We start from the raw sequence: 16,682 nt of genomic DNA, 5'->3' as shown, positions 1-16,682 counted from the left end.
GTCGTATCCGTATGGAGATTCACGCGACACCGGGTGATTCATGCTGGGACTCGTGCTTGCCACAGCGCTCCAACCAGACGTGTAGATCCATGTCATTGGGCGACAGGGTATGGACGTGAGCGTGGGAGATTTTGGGGTGGAACGGACGTTCGTCGCCCTCGCCTAGACCCACGAGCTCCTCGTGCATCTTCTCGCCCTCGCGGAGGCCGGTGAAGGTGATCTCGACATCCTTGCCGGACATCTCGATCATCCGCTCCGCGATGTCGAGGATCTTGACCGGCTCGCCCATATCTAGGATCAGTACTTCAGCGGGGGCTCCGATGGCACCGGCCTGGACCACCAACTGGCAGGCCTCGGGGATGGTCATGAAGTACCGCGTTACGTCCGGGTGAGTGACCGTCACCGGTCCACCCCTTTCAATGAGGGACCGGAAAGTCGGCAGCATCGAACCGCGGCTGCCGATGACGTTGCCGAACCGGACGGAAAGGTAGGGACGTTCCGTCTCCTGAGCCATCCACGCGGTCAGCTTTTCTGCGACCCGCTTCGAGTGCCCCAGCACGCTCGTCGGATTCGCAGCCTTGTCCGTGCTGATATTGATGAAAGTCTCCACGTTCGCGTTCCGGGCCGCGTTGAGAACGTTGAGAGTGCCCAGGACGTTCGTCTTCCATGCTTCCTCGGGGTACTGCTCGAGCATCGGCAGGTGCTTCAATGCAGCGGCGTGGTAGACCACCTCAGGCTTACGGTCCTGGAAGATCTTCTCCAGCGCGTCTGCCTCGCGGATGTCAGCGAGCACCACATCGCGGGTATGAAGCAACCCGTGCCCGACGGTCCCGAGTTGCGCCATCTGGAGGCCTGTCTCATCACGGTCCAGCATGATGAGTTCGGTAGGGGCGAACTTCGAGATCTGTCGGCACAACTCTGACCCGATCGATCCCCCGGCACCGGTCACCAGGACTCGCTTGCCGGCGATGTAGTCGGCGATGGATTCGACTTCGGTGTCCACGGGATTCCGGCCGATCAGGTCCTCGATGGAGATGTCTCTCAGGTCTGACAGTTTGGTGTGACCGGCCATGATCTGTTCGAGGAGGGGCAGCACCCGAACATGGAGGCCGACAGCACCAGCGGCATCGGAGATCTCGCGAACGAGGGTCGAATCAGCACGGCCAATGGCCAAGACGAGTTCCTTGGCCCCAGTCTTCTCGACGACGTCCGGCAAATCATCGAAACCACCCATGACCTTGACGCCACGAATTTCCAGATTGGAGAGCTGTGGGTCGTCGTCCAGGAGGGCGACAGGTCGGTACTCGGAATCGGCGTCGGTCTGCATCCGCCGGATGACCGTCTCCCCGAGGTAGCCGGCGCCGTAGACGATCGTGCGCGCAGCCTTGGCCCCGGGTTTGCGACGACGCTCCATCATGAGTCGGTACAAGTAACGCACGCCCAACATACACAAGAGGGCCATGGGGGTGGCGATGATGCCTGTGCTTCGAGGAGAGTCGAACACATTGCCCACCACGAGCATCAATACCGTGGTGATCAGACCCACCAGAACCACGATGTACGTCAGGGTCTTGACCTCATCGAAGGTGCCGTAGACATGCCGACCGCGGTAAATGCCACTGAGCAAGCCCAGCACCGCCTGGAGGACGGCGGCGACCACACCGAAGAGGAGTAAGCGTCCCCACCCCATCTGAGCGAAATCGAATTCATACCTCAGCCAGGCGGCCAACATGATCATGGCGATCCAGCTCACCACATCGACAGCAAAGAATGCCGTTCTGGCCACGCGCGTTCGAGTCCGCCGGTTCATGGTCCTCCAAGGTGTGCGAGTCCTGGCACGCCCTAGGCGTTCCAGCTGTGCCGTCCTCTACCCAGCCCCCTCAGGCGGGTGACAGAGTGACAGATAGATACTACGTCACGGGCTACAACCTGAAACATCAAGTCGGACTATGGCGCTTACTGGAAGTGATTCAATGTCAGGTTCACCGATGTGGAAGTTACACCTTCCTAAACACCGAGTAAAAACTCCTTGTCAGAAACCTTTTATGTTTCGTCTCACTCCACCGTCACAGACTTCGCCAGGTTACGCGGCTGGTCCACGTCATAGCCTTTGGCCGTGGCCAGCTCGCAGGCGAAAATCTGCAGCGGGACAGTGGTCAACAGAGGCATGAGCATGGGTTGAGTCTCCGGGACGTAGAAGACTTGCTCCGCGTAGTCCCTGACAGTCTCGTCGCCCGCCTCGGCCACCACGATGGTCTTCGCGCCTCGGGCGCGTACCTCCTGAATGTTGGAGACCACCTTCGCGTGGAGGGAGTGGCGATCCATCGGCGAGGGCACCACCACGAAGACCGGCTGGCCCTCATCAATGAGTGCAATCGGGCCGTGCTTGAGCTCGCCGGCAGCGAAGCCCTCAGCATGGATGTAAGCCAACTCCTTGAGCTTCAGGGCTCCCTCAAGGGCCACCGGGTAACCGACGTTGCGGCCCAGGAACAGCACCGAGGAAGCCTCAGCCATGGAACGGGCGAGTTCCTTGATGCTGTCAGCGTTGTCTAGGATCTGCTGGACCTTGGCTGGGATGTCGGCGAGGTCGGAGAGGATGTCCTTGATCTCTTCACGGTAGAGCTTCTTGGTCAGCTGCGCCAGGTAGAGACCCAGCAGGTAGGCAGCCGTAATTTGGGCCAGGAAGGCCTTGGTGGAGGCCACCGCGATCTCGGGGCCAGCGTGGGTGTAGAGCACGGCATCGGATTCACGAGGGATCGTGGAGCCGTTGGTGTTGCAGATGGACACTGTGCGGGCGCCCTGCTCCTTTGCGTAACGCACCGCCATCAGGGTGTCCATGGTCTCGCCGGACTGAGAGATGGAGACGATCAGGGTGTTCGCGTCAATGATCGGATCGCGGTACCGGAACTCGTGGGAGAGTTCCACCTCCACGGGAATCCGGCACCACCGTTCGATGGCGTACTTGGCGACCATGCCGGCATACGAGGACGTGCCGCAGGCCAGGACGATGATCTTCCGAATGTTCTTGAGTTCGTCCTCGTCGATGCGGAGTTCGTCGAGGATCAGGTTTCCGTCAACATCGCTGCGGCCCAGCAGGGTGTCTGACACCGCGGCCGGCTGATCGTGGATCTCCTTCTCCATGAAGGAGGCGAAGCCACCCTTCTCGGCAGCCGAGGCGTCCCAATCGACGGTGAATTCCTTGCCCTGGGCCGGGTTACCGAAGAAGTCAGTGATATCGACGGAGTCGGCGGTGATGGTGACCACCTGATCCTGCTCGAGTTCCACCGCACGGCGGGTGAAGTCGATGAAGCCAGAGACGTCTGAACCGAGGAAGTTCTCGCCCTCGCCCAAGCCGACGACCAGCGGGGAATTTTTACGGGAGGCGACAACGCGGTCGGGATGATCGGCATGGACGGCCAACAGGGTAAATGCACCCTCGAGGCGCTGGCTGACCAACTGCATGGACTTGGTCAGGTCCTGTCCGCCCTCGTGGCGGTAGATGTGGCCGAGCAGAGCTGCGGCCACTTCGGTGTCGGTCTCCGAACGGAAGACGACCCCGTTGGCCAGCAGTTCCTTCTTGAGTTCGGCGAAGTTCTCGATGATGCCGTTGTGGATGACGGACAGCTGGTCGCCGTCGGCCAGATGAGGATGGGCGTTCAGGTCGGTCGGTCCGCCGTGGGTGGCCCACCGGGTGTGACCGATACCCACGGACGCCACCGGCACTGGACTGGATTCGAGTTCCGCCGTGAGGTTGGCCAGCTTGCCAGCCTTCTTGCGGTGCTCCACAGCACCGTCAGCCACCACGGCAATGCCAGCGGAATCATATCCACGGTATTCGAGGCGCTTGAGGCCTTCCATGAGCACGTCCAGGGACGAGTGCTGATCCAACAAAGAGGGCTGGCCAATGTAGCCGACGATTCCACACATGGGCACTAGGTTATCCCGCCGGGAGCCCCGCACCGTGCATCGACCACGCCCGAGGGGTTCACACACGCTCCCACCACCCATAGCGTGACGACCATGAAGGCACTCACTTGGCAAGGTAAGCGACACGTCACCATCGAGAACGTCCCGGATCCGGCCATCCAGGCGCCCACGGACGCGATCATCAAGATCACCTCCACCGCGATTTGCGGCTCGGACCTGCACCTCTACGAGGTCCTCGGCCCGTTCATGGACAAGGACGATGTCATCGGCCACGAGCCCATGGGCATCGTCCAGGAGGTGGGTTCGGGAGTGACCAACCTCTCCCCCGGCGACCGCGTGGTCATCCCCTTCACCATCTCCTGCGGACACTGCTGGATGTGCGAGCGCGGGCTGCAGTCCCAGTGCGAGACCAACCAGGTCCGCGATCAGGGCTCCGGCACCACTCTGTTCGGATACTCCCGGCTCTACGGCTCCGTGCCCGGCGGCCAGGCGGAGTACTTGCGCGTCCCGAACGCGGACTACGGCCCGATCAAGGTCCCGCACACCGGTCAGGACGAGCAGTGGCTCTACCTCTCGGACATCCTGCCCACCGCCTGGCAGGCCGTGCAGTACGCGCATGTCCCCGAGGGCGGCACCCTGGCGGTGCTGGGACTGGGACCGGTTGGCCAGTTCACCGCCCGCATCGGCAAGCACCTGGGCTACCGCGTCATCGCTGTAGACCCGGTGACCGAACGCCGGGGCATGGCCGAACGCCACGGCATCGAGGCCATCGACCAGGACGAACATGTGGGCGACCGCCTGCGGCTCGCCACGGACGGGCGCGGCCCGGACGCGGTGGTGGACGCCGTCGGCATGGAGGCCCATGGTTCCCCGGTCGCTGGCTTCGCGCACCAGGCCGTCGGCATGCTGCCGGACGCCATCGGCCGGTTGGCCATGAAGACCGCCGGCGCGGATCGCCTCAACGCCCTCCAGACCGCCATCGATGCCGTGCGGCGCGGCGGCACCATATCCCTGTCCGGCGTCTACGGCGGCATGGCCGACCCCATGCCCATGCTGACCCTGTTCGACAAGCAGATTGCTCTCACCATGGGCCAGTGCAACGTGAAGCACTGGATCGACGACCTCATGCCCCTGGTGGACGATCCCTCGGACCCGCTCGGCGTCCTGGACCTGGCCACTCACCAGGTGCCGCTGGACCGGGCCCCTGAGATGTACGAGACGTTCCAGAAGAAGGAGGACGGCTGCATCAAGGTGGTCCTCAAACCCGAGCTCAGCACCAACGCAACAGGTGGCACAGAGGGCGAGACCACTAGGTTCCCTGCGGACGCCGGATCCCACGAAGCGGACGGAGGACGCTGATGCGCGTCGTCGTCCTCGGTGCCACCGGCAACGTGGGCACCGCCCTGTTGCATAGGCTCCAGGCCGCGAAGGCTGCCGGTGAGGTGGACTCCATCGTCGGGGTTTCCCGGCGCGGCCCAGACCGTGCCGGACCGCCCTTCGAGGGCGTGGAATGGCTCAAGATCGACGTGACGGACCCCGACGCCGGCCCGCGGCTGGAGACGGCGCTGCGCGGCGCGGACGCGGTGGTGGATTTGGTGTGGGTGATCCGCCCCAACCGCGACCGCGACTTCCTGCGGGCCGTCAATGTGGAGGGCAACCGGACAGTGTTCCAGGCGGTGGCCCATGCCGGCGTCCCACACCTCGTGTACGCCTCCTCGATCGGCGCCTACGGCAAGGGCTCCAAGACCGTCCCCGTGGACGAGTCCCACCCCACCACCGGCACCCCCACCTCCCACTACGGCGCACAGAAGGCCGAAGTGGAGTATCTGCTGGATGCCTTCGAGGCCGAGAACCCCGGAGTGCTGGTCACGCGGTTGAGGCCGGGACTGATCTTCGGGGCGGTACCGGCCCCGGAGATCAAGGACTACTTCATCGGCGATCTGGTCCCGGCGCGCCTGCTGACGTGGTTGCTGGCTGTGGGACGGCTGCCAGTGCTGCCGTTCCCGGCCGGTATCCGGTTCCAGGCCGTTGCCGCCTCCGACATCGCGGAGGCGTACTGGCAGGTGGTCCGGCAACGAGCTGGCGGCGCCTTCAACGTGGCCGCCGAGCCCGTGCTGGACGCCCAGACGATGGGCCAGCTGCTCGGCTCCCGCCGATACTTGGAGCTGCCCGTCTCCGTGTTCAAGGCGCTGGCGGCAGCCACCTACTGCGCCCGTCTGCAGCCGACTGACCCGGGCTGGGTGGACATGGCCGAAACCGTCCCGATCATGGACACCACGAAGCTGCGGGAGACGACCGGCTGGCGGGAGACCATCAGTTCACAGCAGGCCCTCCGAGCGCTGCTGGATGGCTTCGACGGTGCCGAGGGTCTCGGTAACGCGGGACACCGCTCGCATTCGCCGCTGGAGTAGCCACCGGACTAGCCACCCGGTCAACTCACCAAGATCTGCGTGGAATTCTCCTTGATGGCCGCGTTGGCCCACTTCATCTGCCGCAGGGTGTCCGGGTGGCAGCGCTGGACCACGGCCAGCAGATCCAGGTGCTGGATGCCTTGGGCCGCCTGTGCGAGCATCTCCCAGTCAGCGGAGACGCCGCAGGCCTTGGTGTAGATCTCCCGCAGGTCGTGCAGCAGTGCCAGTTCGGGGAAGCCCTTGCGCCCCAGCATCTCGCTGCCACGCTCCCGCAGCCGCCGGGCAGTCGCCAGCTCGGACTTCGGCTCATGGTCCAGCTTCTGGCCGTAGTCGCCGGCGATCTCGGCGATCTCCCGGACGTGCTGCCGGGACCATTCGGCCAGGTCCTGGCCCAGGTGGTAGATCGAGTGGTCCACCTTGTGGCGTTCGGAGGCATGCAGCAGCTCCTGGGCCAGGTCGTTCTCAGAATGGTGCAGTTCGTGCAGGACAAGTCCGAGCTTCATCGCGGTCCCCCGTCAGTAGCGGTTCCGCCGCCCACGGACACCTCTTCGTCGGCCAGTGCGGTGTGGTCCCCCGCCGTGCGGAAGCCGACGTCGCCCACCGGCGCGGACGCCGTCGTCGTGGGTGCGGGAGCCGGGCCCTGGCCGGCCGAGACTCGGCGGATCTGTGCGGCCGCCGTCTTGAAGATGGGTTGCTTGGACGCCGGATCCCAGTCGGTGATGGTCAGCTCGTTGGCGGCCCGGCCGCCGTCGCCCGGGCCATAGCCGCCACCCGTGTCCCAATAGCCGTAGTGGAAGGGCAGGAAGAGGACGCCGGGCCGGATGCCGGTGATCCTCGCCTGCGCCTTCACGCTGCCCCGGGGCGTGGTGACCTCGGTGAGGTCGCCCTCGCCGATCCCCCACGCCGCGGCGTCCCGCGCGCAGAGTTCCACCCAGACCTCCGGGGCGGCCCGCTGCAGCTGCGGGGCGCGGGCCGTCTTGGTGCGGGTGTGGAAATGGTAGAGCGTCCTGCCGGTGATGAGTTGGAAGGGAAAGTCCTCACTGGTGACCTCATGCGGGGGCAGGTACGCCGCGGCCTTGATGACGGCCTTGGCCTCCGGATTCAGGGCCTTGTACTCGCTCGGCTCCAGCGGGGCGCCGGTGACCAGGTCCTTGCCGTAGCTCTCGCAGTACGACGCGTCACTCCAGAAGGAACCGCCCTCGTAGAGCCGTTCCGTGCCTTCGGGATGGTCCTCGTTGCAGGGCCACTGGATGCCCGACGCCCCGCAGAGCTTGTCATAGCTCAGGCCCGTGTAGTCGCAGGGCCGCCCCCGCGTGCACTCCTTCCAGGCCTCGAACGCGGACTCCGGATCGTGCCACGTCACCAGGGGCTCGCCGTCCTTGTCCCGCAGGTCCAGGCGGCGTGCGTAGTCCAGGAAGATGTCCAGGTCCGCCTTCGCCTCACCCGGCGGGTCCACGGCCTTCTCGGACAGGTGCACCGTGCGGTCCACATTTGTGAACGTCCCGGTCTTCTCACCCCACGTGGCGGCCGGCAGCACGACGTCGGCCAGCTGGGCCGTCTCGGTCAGGTACAGGTCCTGCACCACCAGGAAGAGCCGGTCCTGCTCGAAGATCGCGCGGATGCGCGCGAGCTCCGGCAGGGACACGGCCGGGTTGGTGCCGCTCACCCACATCAGGCGGATGGAACCGTCCTCCGCGTAGCGCATCATCTGCATCACGTGGGTGGGCGGCCCGTAGTGCGGGATGCGGGACGGCTCCACGTTCCAGACCCGGGCCAGGTCCGCCACGTGTTCGTCATTGGACCAGTTGCGGAAGCCCGGCAGGTCCCCGTCCCCGCCGCACTCGCGGGTGTTCTGGGCCGTCGGCTGCCCGTTCATCTGCAGGATCCCGCAGCCGGGGCGGCCCAGCATGCCGCGGATGAGGTGCACGTTGTTGACCTGCACGGACGCCGCCGTGGCCTGATGGGACTGGTAGAAGCCCTGCAGCACGGTGGAGAGCAGGCGCTCGGCACCGCCGATGATGCGGGCCGCCTCCCGGATCTGCTCGGCCGGGACGTCGCAGATCTGGGCCACGTGTTCCGGGGTGTACTCCTGCGCGCGCTGCTCGAGCTCGGCGTAGCCGACCGTGTGGGCGCTGATGTAGTCCCGGTCGATGTGGCCGTGCGCGATGAGCTCGTGCAGCAGCCCGTTCATCAGGGCCACGTTGGTGCCCGGCCGCGGGGCCAGGTGCACGGCGGCGTGGCGGGCGACCTCCGTGGGCCGTGGATCCACGCAGATCAGCTGCGGCGGGTTCGGGCCGGCCAGGCGGTCCAGGATCCGCATCCAGAGCACGGACTGTGTCTCGGCCATGTTGTGCCCGTAGAGGGCGATGACGTCCGCGTGGTCGATGTCCGTGTAGCTGCCCGGCTGGCCATCACAGGCGAAGGACTCCTTGAGGGCGGCGGCCGCCGTGGCCGTACACAGCCGGGTGTTCCCGTCCACGTGGTTGGTGCCCAGCCCGCCGTGGGCGATCAGCCCGAGGGTGTAGTACTCCTCGGCGAACAGCTGGCCGGTGGTGTAGAAACCGAGGGCGCTGGCCCCCTGTTCGTCCAGCAGCTCTCTGGTGCGGGTCACGATCCGTTCCATGGCCGTGTCCCAGTCCGTCTCCACCAATTCGCCATCCACGCGCACCAGCGGCCGGGTCAGCCGGTCCGGGGAGGCGTTGGCCTGCCAGCCGTAAAGGTCCTTCACGCCCAGCCGGCCGTGGTTGACCCGGTCCTCGGCCCGGCCGCGGACCCCGGCGATCCGCCCGTCCTTCACCGCGATGTCCAGGGCGTCCCCGTTGGAGTGCAGGATCGAGGCGGTCTGGACCCACCGGTCCACGGCGTCCGCGTCCAGCCCCTCCTCCAGGTGGGTGTCCACCCGGACCGGCCAGGACTCCCCAGCGGCGTAGGGGGTGCGGGTGCCCCAGGGCTCGGCGATGCGGTCTGTAGTAGTCGCCCACCCATTGCTACGCCCGTCTCACGGCAGGCACAAGGTTGCCTCTCCCCCACCCCCTCCCATCACGGCCGCGATAACTGTTGATCCGTCCGGCGAGTCCCGACGTCAGTTGGTGCCGTGATATTCACGGGGCGGACGGCGCTGGTCGCAGCCGGCCGTACTGGGCCCGGCCCCCAGCCGTCCGAGCGATGACCGCTGCGGAGTCATTGCCTGCATGTGGTGCCGGGCGTACGGTTCTGCCACCACGTCAGAACCCCCCGGGGAGAGCCATGAGCCAGAATCCCACCGAGACCGACGGTGACCTCTACACGATCATCTTCGAGAACGAGAGAGTGCGGGTCCTCGAGTACCGGGACACCCCGGGAACCCGGACCCACGAACACCACCACGGGGACAGCCTGATGGTCACGTTGAGCGACTTCCAGCGGGAAATCACCGTGGCCGGAACCACCCGTCCGGTGGAGCTCAAGGCGCACCAGGTGCAGTGGCTGCCAGCCCAGAACCACGTGGGCCACAATGTGGGGACCACGGACACACACGTGCTGTTCGTCGAGCTGAAGTAGCCGCTCCCCGCGGGGTACCTGACGTCACGCACCAGGGCCGGTGCCGCCGTCGTGCGCGCCAGTCAGTCCACCCATCACGGCCGCGACAACTGTTGATCCGCCCGGCGAGTCCCGACATCAGTTGGTGCCGTGATGCCCAACGTGATTCCCCGCGTCAGTCGGCGACCCGCTGACTCAGGAGGCCACGAACCGGGTGCCCAGCGTCTCCTCGCTGATGCGCCGCACCTCGGCCTCCTGCTGCTGGGCCGACTCATAGAGTCCGGTCATCTGGTTCGGTTCCATCCCCAGCTCGGGGAACTGCTCGGCCAGCCGGGCCAGGACGTGCCACATGCCCGACTTGGCCTGCAGGGCGCCCTGGAGCAGGTCCATCTCCACCTGCGTCATGCCCTGGGTCTTGGACCGGGTGAGGTTGACCGGGTTGAGGCGGCCGGCCACCTCGGCGGCCTTGCCGACCGCCTTTTTCACCGCCGGGATCTTCATTCCGAGGCGCTCGATCAAGGCCTCGAGGGTTTTCTGGTCCTGTTGGACCTGCTCGGCCAGATCGAGGAACTGATGCTCGTACTCGGTGCCGTTCCAGGTGTCCGCCGCGGTCTGAAACATCCGCACGCCGCTCCGAGAGCCCAGCAGATGGTGGTTGAGGTAGTCCTCGAGATGGTCGCGGTCAATGGGTCCGTGTGCAGTCTCCATGCCCCTTGCCTACGCGTCCGGCCACCCCTCTGGCAAGGGATGGCCGGACGCGTGACTCTCTCGGAATGGGGCTGCCGGGCTACACCGAGACCGACTCGCTGTCCGCTGGGTGGTGCTGCCCGTGCGTCGTGCTCCGTTTCCCGGGTGCCTTGGCACCCAGGCGGGCCCGCAGTCCGCTGAACCTGGCGCGGCCCCACGCGGCGATGGTGACCCAGGTGGCCCCGCTGACCAGGACGGCATCCGCCGAGGCCATGATGCCGGAGAAGAACGGCAGGCCCATCACGACCGCGATGCCCAGGTGCATGGCCAGGATCGAGACGAGGGCGATGCGCCGGGTGACGCGGTGGAACAGCAGGAACGGGAACGCGATCTGGACGATCACCGTGAAGTACGTGACCAGCACGACTGCCCAGGAAGAGAACGTCAGCAGGTCCGCGAGCCACGGGAAGACGCCGTAGGCCTCGGACTGGACCGGGTAGTAGATCGCCGTGCCGTCCTGCCACAGGGAGCCCTGGACCTTGTACAGCCCGGCCTCGAGGTAGACGAGGCACAGCTGGCCGACCACGAGGACCAGCGCCAGGTTGTGCAGGACCGTTCCGGTCTGGGTTTCCCCCAGTCCCTTCTTCCGGCGCCGCCGGGAGTCCAGCGACCAGCGGCGGGAGATGTCCGCAAAGATCAGGTAGATCAGCATGATGCGGATGAAGTAGTTGCCGCCGTCCGAGATGGGGGTGTTCTGCGCGTTGATCGCCGTGTAGAAGATGAACAGCAACGGCGTCACCGCCCGGGTCCGCCAGCCCAGCACGAAGGCCACGGCCAGCGCGATCGCGATGAGGTACCAGGCCCAGAACAGGCCCGGCCCGGCGTCCCGGAGGATGTCCAGTGGCCACTGGTAGCCGAGGATCTCCCGGTACTCATCCCAGTACGCGGAGCCCGGGCCCCAGATCCGTGACGCGATGGGCAGGTTGAACACGAGCCAGCCGACGAGCAGGGTGCCGGAGGCAATGCGCATGACGGCCAGGCCGTAGTCCGCATGCCGGTTCAGGAGGAACCAGTCCAGGATCCAGTTGAACAGGTTCGCGGGGGCGTTGCGGTGACGGCGGAACCACGCGGACACGCTGGGGGCGGGCTGCGCCTCGGGGGTGTCCGTGGATGCTGCGGAGGCCGGCTGGTGTGACGATGTCTGGTCCTGCTTTGTAGTGGTCAACGCCATGCCGCCAACACCTCCTCATCGAATTGCTGGACCGGACGCCATCCGACCTTCACCCACTGGGAACTCGGTTCGCTTTCTTCGTCGAAGCGCGAGGCGAACGGCGTGATGGGGTCGCGGCGCAACCGGACCTCGACCATGGAGAAGTCCTCGCCCCACAGCTCCTGGCCACGCAGGGTCGCCAGGCCCACCGCGGCGTTCTCGAGCCGCTGGTAGGTGCGCATCTGGTTCAGTTCGCCGGCGGGAAAGGCCTCCGTGGCCTCGTCCGAGTACAGGTCCACGCCGAAGACGGGGGTCCCGTCCACGTGGTTGCCGCTGGCCCGCTCCTGGTTCTCCTCGTTCATTGCGGTGTTGGCGCTCCAGAGGCGGCCATGCACCGCCTTGGACTGGCGGGTCTCCCGGTTGGCGAAGATGTTGTAGAGGATCGCTTCCTGCTCCTCGGCCGTCATGTTGTGCCAGTCGCTGAACTCGGCGCCGGCGGACTCGCCTCCGGCACACACCTCAGCGGAGCTCAGGCAGGCCCGGATTAGGAACTGCTCGTCCTGTGAGTACGGCCCGGGGGCGAACAGGCTCCAGCCCTGGTCCAGCGGCCCCAGAAAGTACTTGTTGAGTGCCGGCTGCAAGGACGACTTCAGTGGCGTCTGCGGGCCGGTGAACGCTGCGGTGGCGAGCAGGTGGCCGCACACGATCAATGCGCCCACGATGAGGACTATCCCGGGGAACAACCCCAGTCTTCTCTTCTTCTTCAATGGTTCCCTTTCATCCCCCAAAGCTGAACAGCACAACGGGAGCGGCGGGCCCAGGACCCACCGCTCCCGTTGTGCTTCTACCTATTGTCAGCTACGACGCAAGCGCTGCGTCAGCAACAGGCCGCCGCCGATGAGCAGCAGCAGAGCGCCGCCGCCAATCAGCCAGCCCTGGTCTGCACCAGTCTTCGCCAGCTGCTGCGAGGAAGCCCCGAGCATCGGCGTGCCGCCGTTCGAGTTGCCGTTCGAGTTGCCGGACGTGTTGCCGCCAGCGTTGGCACCGTTGTTGTCAGCGGTGTTCGCGCCAGTGTTGGCCTCGGTGTTCACGTCGGTGTTCTCAGCGGTGTTCACGTCGGTGTTCTCTGCAGTGTTCACGTCAGTGTTCTCTGCAGTGTTGACCTCGGTGTTCTCAGCCGTGTTCACCTCGGTGTTCGCTGCAGTGTTCGCTGCAGTGTTCTCTGCAGTGTTCACTTCGGTGTTCACTTCGGTGTTCACGTCAGCGTTGGCCTCGGTGTTCTCAGCCGTGTTCACCTCGGTGTTCTCGGCCGTGTTCACCTCCGTGTTCGCCGCAGTGTTGTCAGCGGTGTTGTCGGCGGTATCAGCGTCAGGCGCGATGACGGTAAACGTCGACCAGTTGCCGCGCTCGGTCTCGTTGTCGACCAGCGTGACGCGGTAGTCGGCCAGGTCGAGCTCCGCCGTCTCCAGACGAATAGTCGCTTCACCGTTGCTGTCAGTAGCGATCTCGTCGCTCAGCAGGGTGCCAAGGTCGTTCGGGAGGGCCCTAAACAGGGTAACCGGAGCGCCCAGCTGCTTCACGTAGACCGAAACAGTCGAATCCGGAGTGTAGCCAAGGGCGGTAACCAGGGTGGTGTCACCCTGCTCAACCGTCTTCGGCGTCACGTCGATGACCGGGCCAGCAGTGTTGTCGGCCGTGTTGTCGGACGTGTTGTCACCGGTGTTGACCTCGGTGTTCGCCTCAGTGTTCACGTCGGTGTTCTCGGCCGTGTTCACCTCGGTGTTCTCACCAGTGTTCTCAGCCGTGTTCACCTCGGTGTTCTCACCAGTGTTCTCAGCCGTGTTCACCTCGGTGTTCTCACCAGTGTTCTCAGCCGTGTTCACCTCAGTGTTCACATCGGTGTTCACATCGGTGTTCACATCGGTGTTCTCGGCCGTGTTGACCTCGGTGTTCTCACCGGTGTTCTCGGCCGTGTTGACCTCAGTGTTCACATCGGTGTTGTCAGCAACGTTCGCCTCGGTGTTCACGTCCGTGTTCTCAGCCGTGTTGACCTCCGTGTTCACGTCCGTGTTTTCGGCCGTGTTGACCTCGGTGTTCTCACCGGTGTTGACCTCAGTGTTGTCGGCAGCGTTCACCTCAGTGTTGTCCGCCGTGTTGACCTCAGTGTTCTCACCGGTGTTCTCAGCCGTGTTCACCTCGGTGTTCACGTCGGTGTTGTCAGCAACGTTCACCTCAGTGTTCACGTCCGTGTTCTCGGCCGTGTTGACCTCGGTGTTCACGTCGGTGTTGTCAGCAACGTTCACCTCAGTGTTCACGTCCGTGTTCTCGGCCGTGTTGACCTCGGTGTTCACGTCGGTGTTGTCAGCAACGTTGACCTCAGTGTTGTCGGCAGCGTTCACCTCAGTGTTGTCCGCCGTGTTCACCTCAGTGTTCACGTCGGTGTTCTCAGCCGTGTTCACCTCGGTGTTCACGGCGGTGTTCTCACCCGTGTTGACCTCAGTGTTGTCGGCAGCGTTCACCTCAGTGTTGTCCGCCGTGTTCACCTCAGTGTTCACGTCGGTGTTCTCAGCCGTGTTCACCTCGGTGTTCACGGCGGTGTTCTCACCCGTGTTGACCTCAGTGTTGTCGGCAGCGTTCACCTCAGTGTTGTCAGCCGTGTTCACCTCAGTGTTGTCAGCCGTGTTCACCTCGGTGTTGTCGGCAGCGTTCACCTCAGTGTTCACGTCCGTGTTCTCGGCCGTGTTCACCTCAGTGTTCACGTCCGTGTTCTCACCGGTGTTCTCAGCCGTGTTCACCTCGGTGTTGACCTCGGTGTTCTCGGCCGTGTTGTCCGCGGTGTTGTCATCCGTGCTGGCGTCCTGCACCTGAAGCGGGGCCGTATCCGAGACATCACCGGACACACCCTCTGCCTCATAGGCGCCAGGAACAGCATCGGCCGGAATGATGATCGGCGTTGTGAAAGCACCGTTCTCGTCCGTGATCACCGTGGAGGCAGTTCCCGGAACCGGGTTACCTTCGGGGTCCAGGAGCTGGACGTCTACCTCAGCGTTCGGCGGGTAGCCGGTTCCGCCGACAGTGACCTCATCACCGGGAAGCGCGGTCCCCGGAGTCACCGTGAGCTCCGGAGAAACCTGAGCAACACGCACCGTCGAGGACGCCAGGTTGACGTCCACGGCCTGAGTGCTGGGCAACAGTTCCAGGCTCACAGCGTTGACGGTCAGGGAGTCATCCCCGAGAGCACCCGGCTGGGTCTGCTCGTTGATGGTGATCTCCACGATCTCATCGAGGACACCGGTGAGGACCGGGTCCAGGGTGCCGACCAGGGGGTCAACCACGCCGGTCACAGTGCCGGCGATCTCATCGACGCCCGCAGTCAGGATCGGACCCAGACCGTTCGCCAGCGGCGTCAGCAAAGCACCCTGCAAGAAGTTCACCACAGGATTCAGGACGGTTCCCAGGGAAAGCCCGAGCAGATCGAGGTCAAGAGTGATCTCCGGTTCACCGGGGGCCGTTCCGGCCAGCTGGCCGAGGGTGCCGTTGACCAGAACCTGGCCGTCAGCGGCCGGGATAAGACCGCCCAGCAGGGACAGTTCGATCGGGAGGGAAATATTGAGCTCCACCGCGTTCAAAACTTCGGTGAGGGTCTCCGTGACCTTGCCGGCCACGCTGCCCAGGGCACCCGCAACCGCATCAGTGATCAGGCCGACGGTCTCAGTGGTCAAGACCGAGGTGTTCGGGGCCAGGCCGTTGAGGCCACCATCGGTGCCGGACACCAGCTGGGACAGGTTGACCTCAATGGTCCCGTCAGCGAGGGAGATGGAAACCAGGCCGTTGGAATCCACTAGCGGCTCGGCCAGCAGCGTCGTGGCTGCCTGGTCCAGTGCAGCATCCAGGCCATTGACCCCAACTGTGCCACCGCTCAGATCCAGGTTAGCCACCAGCGGAATGTTGATCTCCGTGGCGAGAGCAGAGACTGTGCTGCCGATGAGACCCTCGGTCCCCACCAGACCATCCACCAGGCTGCCGGCACCGGTGATGGTGGTTCGGAGGTCGGTAGCCAGTGCACCCACCAGCGGGCTGTCGATGACCAGATTGCCATCGGCCACCACATAGTTGGTTTCCGGAGCGGAAGGAGCGGTCTGCGAGGCCGTGGAGGCCACCGCGCCGAGCTCAAGGCTGATCTCCTGCACAATCTCGTCGGTCAGACCATCCACACCGAGCTGGTCCAGCAGGTCGGTCAGGTTGATGGTGGTGTTGGCAGCCGGACCGGCGGCTTCAGCCACGTCCAGGCTGACGGCACCGTTCTCTCCGACCACGCCGGCACTCGCCGTGGACGAGTAGGCCGAGGGAGAGGAAGCATAGGAGCTGAGTGCCCCCAGCTCACCGATCTGCAGCAGCCCCGGGGTCCCCTCGGAACCCACGACCGGCAGCTGAAGTGCTCCGAGATCAATCTCGAGAGCCTCCAACAGGGCGGCATCGATAGTCCCGGTAGCGGCCCCGGCGTCGCTCGGATTGCCGCTCGCGGCCTGGCCGGCAGCGGCCAGTTCAGAGTCGAACAGCGAGGCGTCGATGATCCGAGCCCGTGCCTCGGAATCGTCCTCCGGCGCGGCCTGGGCCGCCCCAACCGGTGCTGCGATGACGGCTACGGTCACGGCTCCCGCCGCGAGGGCTCTTAATCTGCGTTTCGGTGTTTGGGCAAACTCTTGCGCCATTCCATCCCCACTCTCAAAGGTGCAATAGATGAGTGCCCCCGCACAGGGAGGAATGAGGTCAACATGCAGCGAGAAGTCAGCACAGGATGCAGACACACGTCATGACCGTCCCCCCGGACGGAGACATAACAAGGATCCTATCCACGTTTGTGAGGTTACTCGCAGGTAATGCTGGGAATTCTCAAAAAAGTCATTGGGCGTTACAGCTGAAGGCCT

Annotated in this window: 11 protein-coding genes; 3 read left to right on the top strand and 8 right to left on the bottom strand. The window is 64.8% G+C overall.

The window, feature by feature from the left end; all coding sequences use genetic code 11:
• Window positions 1–19 precede the first annotated feature (19 nt).
• On the bottom strand, window positions 20–1,810 hold the full coding sequence (locus IEX49_RS10570) for a polysaccharide biosynthesis protein (RefSeq protein ID WP_188806104.1): 1,791 nt from the start codon (window positions 1,808–1,810) through the stop codon (window positions 20–22).
• Window positions 1,811–2,055: 245 nt separating this feature from the next.
• Window positions 2,056–3,927 (bottom strand): glutamine--fructose-6-phosphate transaminase (isomerizing), encoded by a 1,872-nt coding sequence (gene glmS, locus IEX49_RS10565; protein ID WP_188806103.1) that lies wholly within the window; start codon window positions 3,925–3,927, stop codon window positions 2,056–2,058.
• A gap of 93 nt (window positions 3,928–4,020) precedes the next feature.
• Between glmS and IEX49_RS10560 the strand changes: the two genes are divergently transcribed.
• Both IEX49_RS10560 and IEX49_RS10555 read left to right on the top strand, forming a co-directional pair.
• Complete coding sequence (locus IEX49_RS10560; protein ID WP_188806102.1) at window positions 4,021–5,286, top strand: zinc-dependent alcohol dehydrogenase; 1,266 nt, start codon at window positions 4,021–4,023, stop codon at window positions 5,284–5,286.
• Window positions 5,286–6,338 carry an NAD-dependent epimerase/dehydratase family protein gene (locus IEX49_RS10555; RefSeq protein ID WP_188806101.1) on the top strand — a complete coding sequence of 351 codons (1,053 nt, stop codon included), beginning with the start codon at window positions 5,286–5,288 and terminating at the stop codon, window positions 6,336–6,338. The genes IEX49_RS10560 and IEX49_RS10555 overlap by 1 nt, the downstream gene beginning before the upstream one ends.
• A gap of 20 nt (window positions 6,339–6,358) precedes the next feature.
• On the opposite strand, the gene IEX49_RS10550 is transcribed toward IEX49_RS10555, so the two are convergent.
• Together IEX49_RS10550 and IEX49_RS10545 are read right to left on the bottom strand one after the other, a co-directional pair.
• Window positions 6,359–6,841, bottom strand: coding sequence for a hypothetical protein (locus IEX49_RS10550; protein ID WP_188806100.1), 483 nt, complete (start codon window positions 6,839–6,841; stop codon window positions 6,359–6,361).
• On the bottom strand, window positions 6,838–9,297 hold the full coding sequence (locus IEX49_RS10545; RefSeq protein ID WP_188806154.1) for a molybdopterin oxidoreductase family protein: 2,460 nt from the start codon (window positions 9,295–9,297) through the stop codon (window positions 6,838–6,840). Before IEX49_RS10545 ends, IEX49_RS10550 begins: the two co-directional genes overlap by 4 nt.
• A gap of 287 nt (window positions 9,298–9,584) precedes the next feature.
• On the opposite strand from IEX49_RS10545, the gene IEX49_RS10540 reads away from it, so the two are divergent.
• Entirely contained in the window at window positions 9,585–9,878 is a 294-nt protein-coding gene (locus IEX49_RS10540) for a cupin domain-containing protein (RefSeq protein ID WP_188806099.1), read from the top strand.
• Between the two features lie 174 nt (window positions 9,879–10,052).
• Here IEX49_RS10540 and IEX49_RS10535 read toward each other — a convergent pair whose 3' ends face one another.
• From IEX49_RS10535 to IEX49_RS10520, 4 genes are all read right to left on the bottom strand, one after another.
• Window positions 10,053–10,565, bottom strand: a complete 513-nt coding sequence (locus IEX49_RS10535; protein WP_188806098.1) for a hypothetical protein — start codon at window positions 10,563–10,565, stop codon at window positions 10,053–10,055.
• 79 nt (window positions 10,566–10,644) lie between these two features.
• Window positions 10,645–11,775 (bottom strand): HTTM domain-containing protein, encoded by a 1,131-nt coding sequence (locus IEX49_RS10530; RefSeq protein WP_188806097.1) that lies wholly within the window; start codon window positions 11,773–11,775, stop codon window positions 10,645–10,647.
• Complete coding sequence (locus IEX49_RS10525; RefSeq protein WP_188806096.1) at window positions 11,766–12,521, bottom strand: DUF5819 family protein; 756 nt, start codon at window positions 12,519–12,521, stop codon at window positions 11,766–11,768. The genes IEX49_RS10530 and IEX49_RS10525 overlap by 10 nt, the downstream gene beginning before the upstream one ends.
• Window positions 12,522–12,608: 87 nt before the next feature.
• The gene (locus tag IEX49_RS10520; RefSeq protein ID WP_188806095.1) at window positions 12,609–16,406 is read right to left on the bottom strand and encodes a choice-of-anchor G family protein; all 3,798 of its coding nucleotides are present in this window, start codon (window positions 16,404–16,406) and stop codon (window positions 12,609–12,611) included.
• Window positions 16,407–16,682: the final 276 nt, after the last annotated feature.

Source organism: Citricoccus zhacaiensis (assembly GCF_014645315.1).
Taxonomy (GTDB): domain Bacteria; phylum Actinomycetota; class Actinomycetes; order Actinomycetales; family Micrococcaceae; genus Citricoccus; species Citricoccus zhacaiensis.
This window is presented reverse-complemented; position numbering and strand designations above follow the sequence as displayed.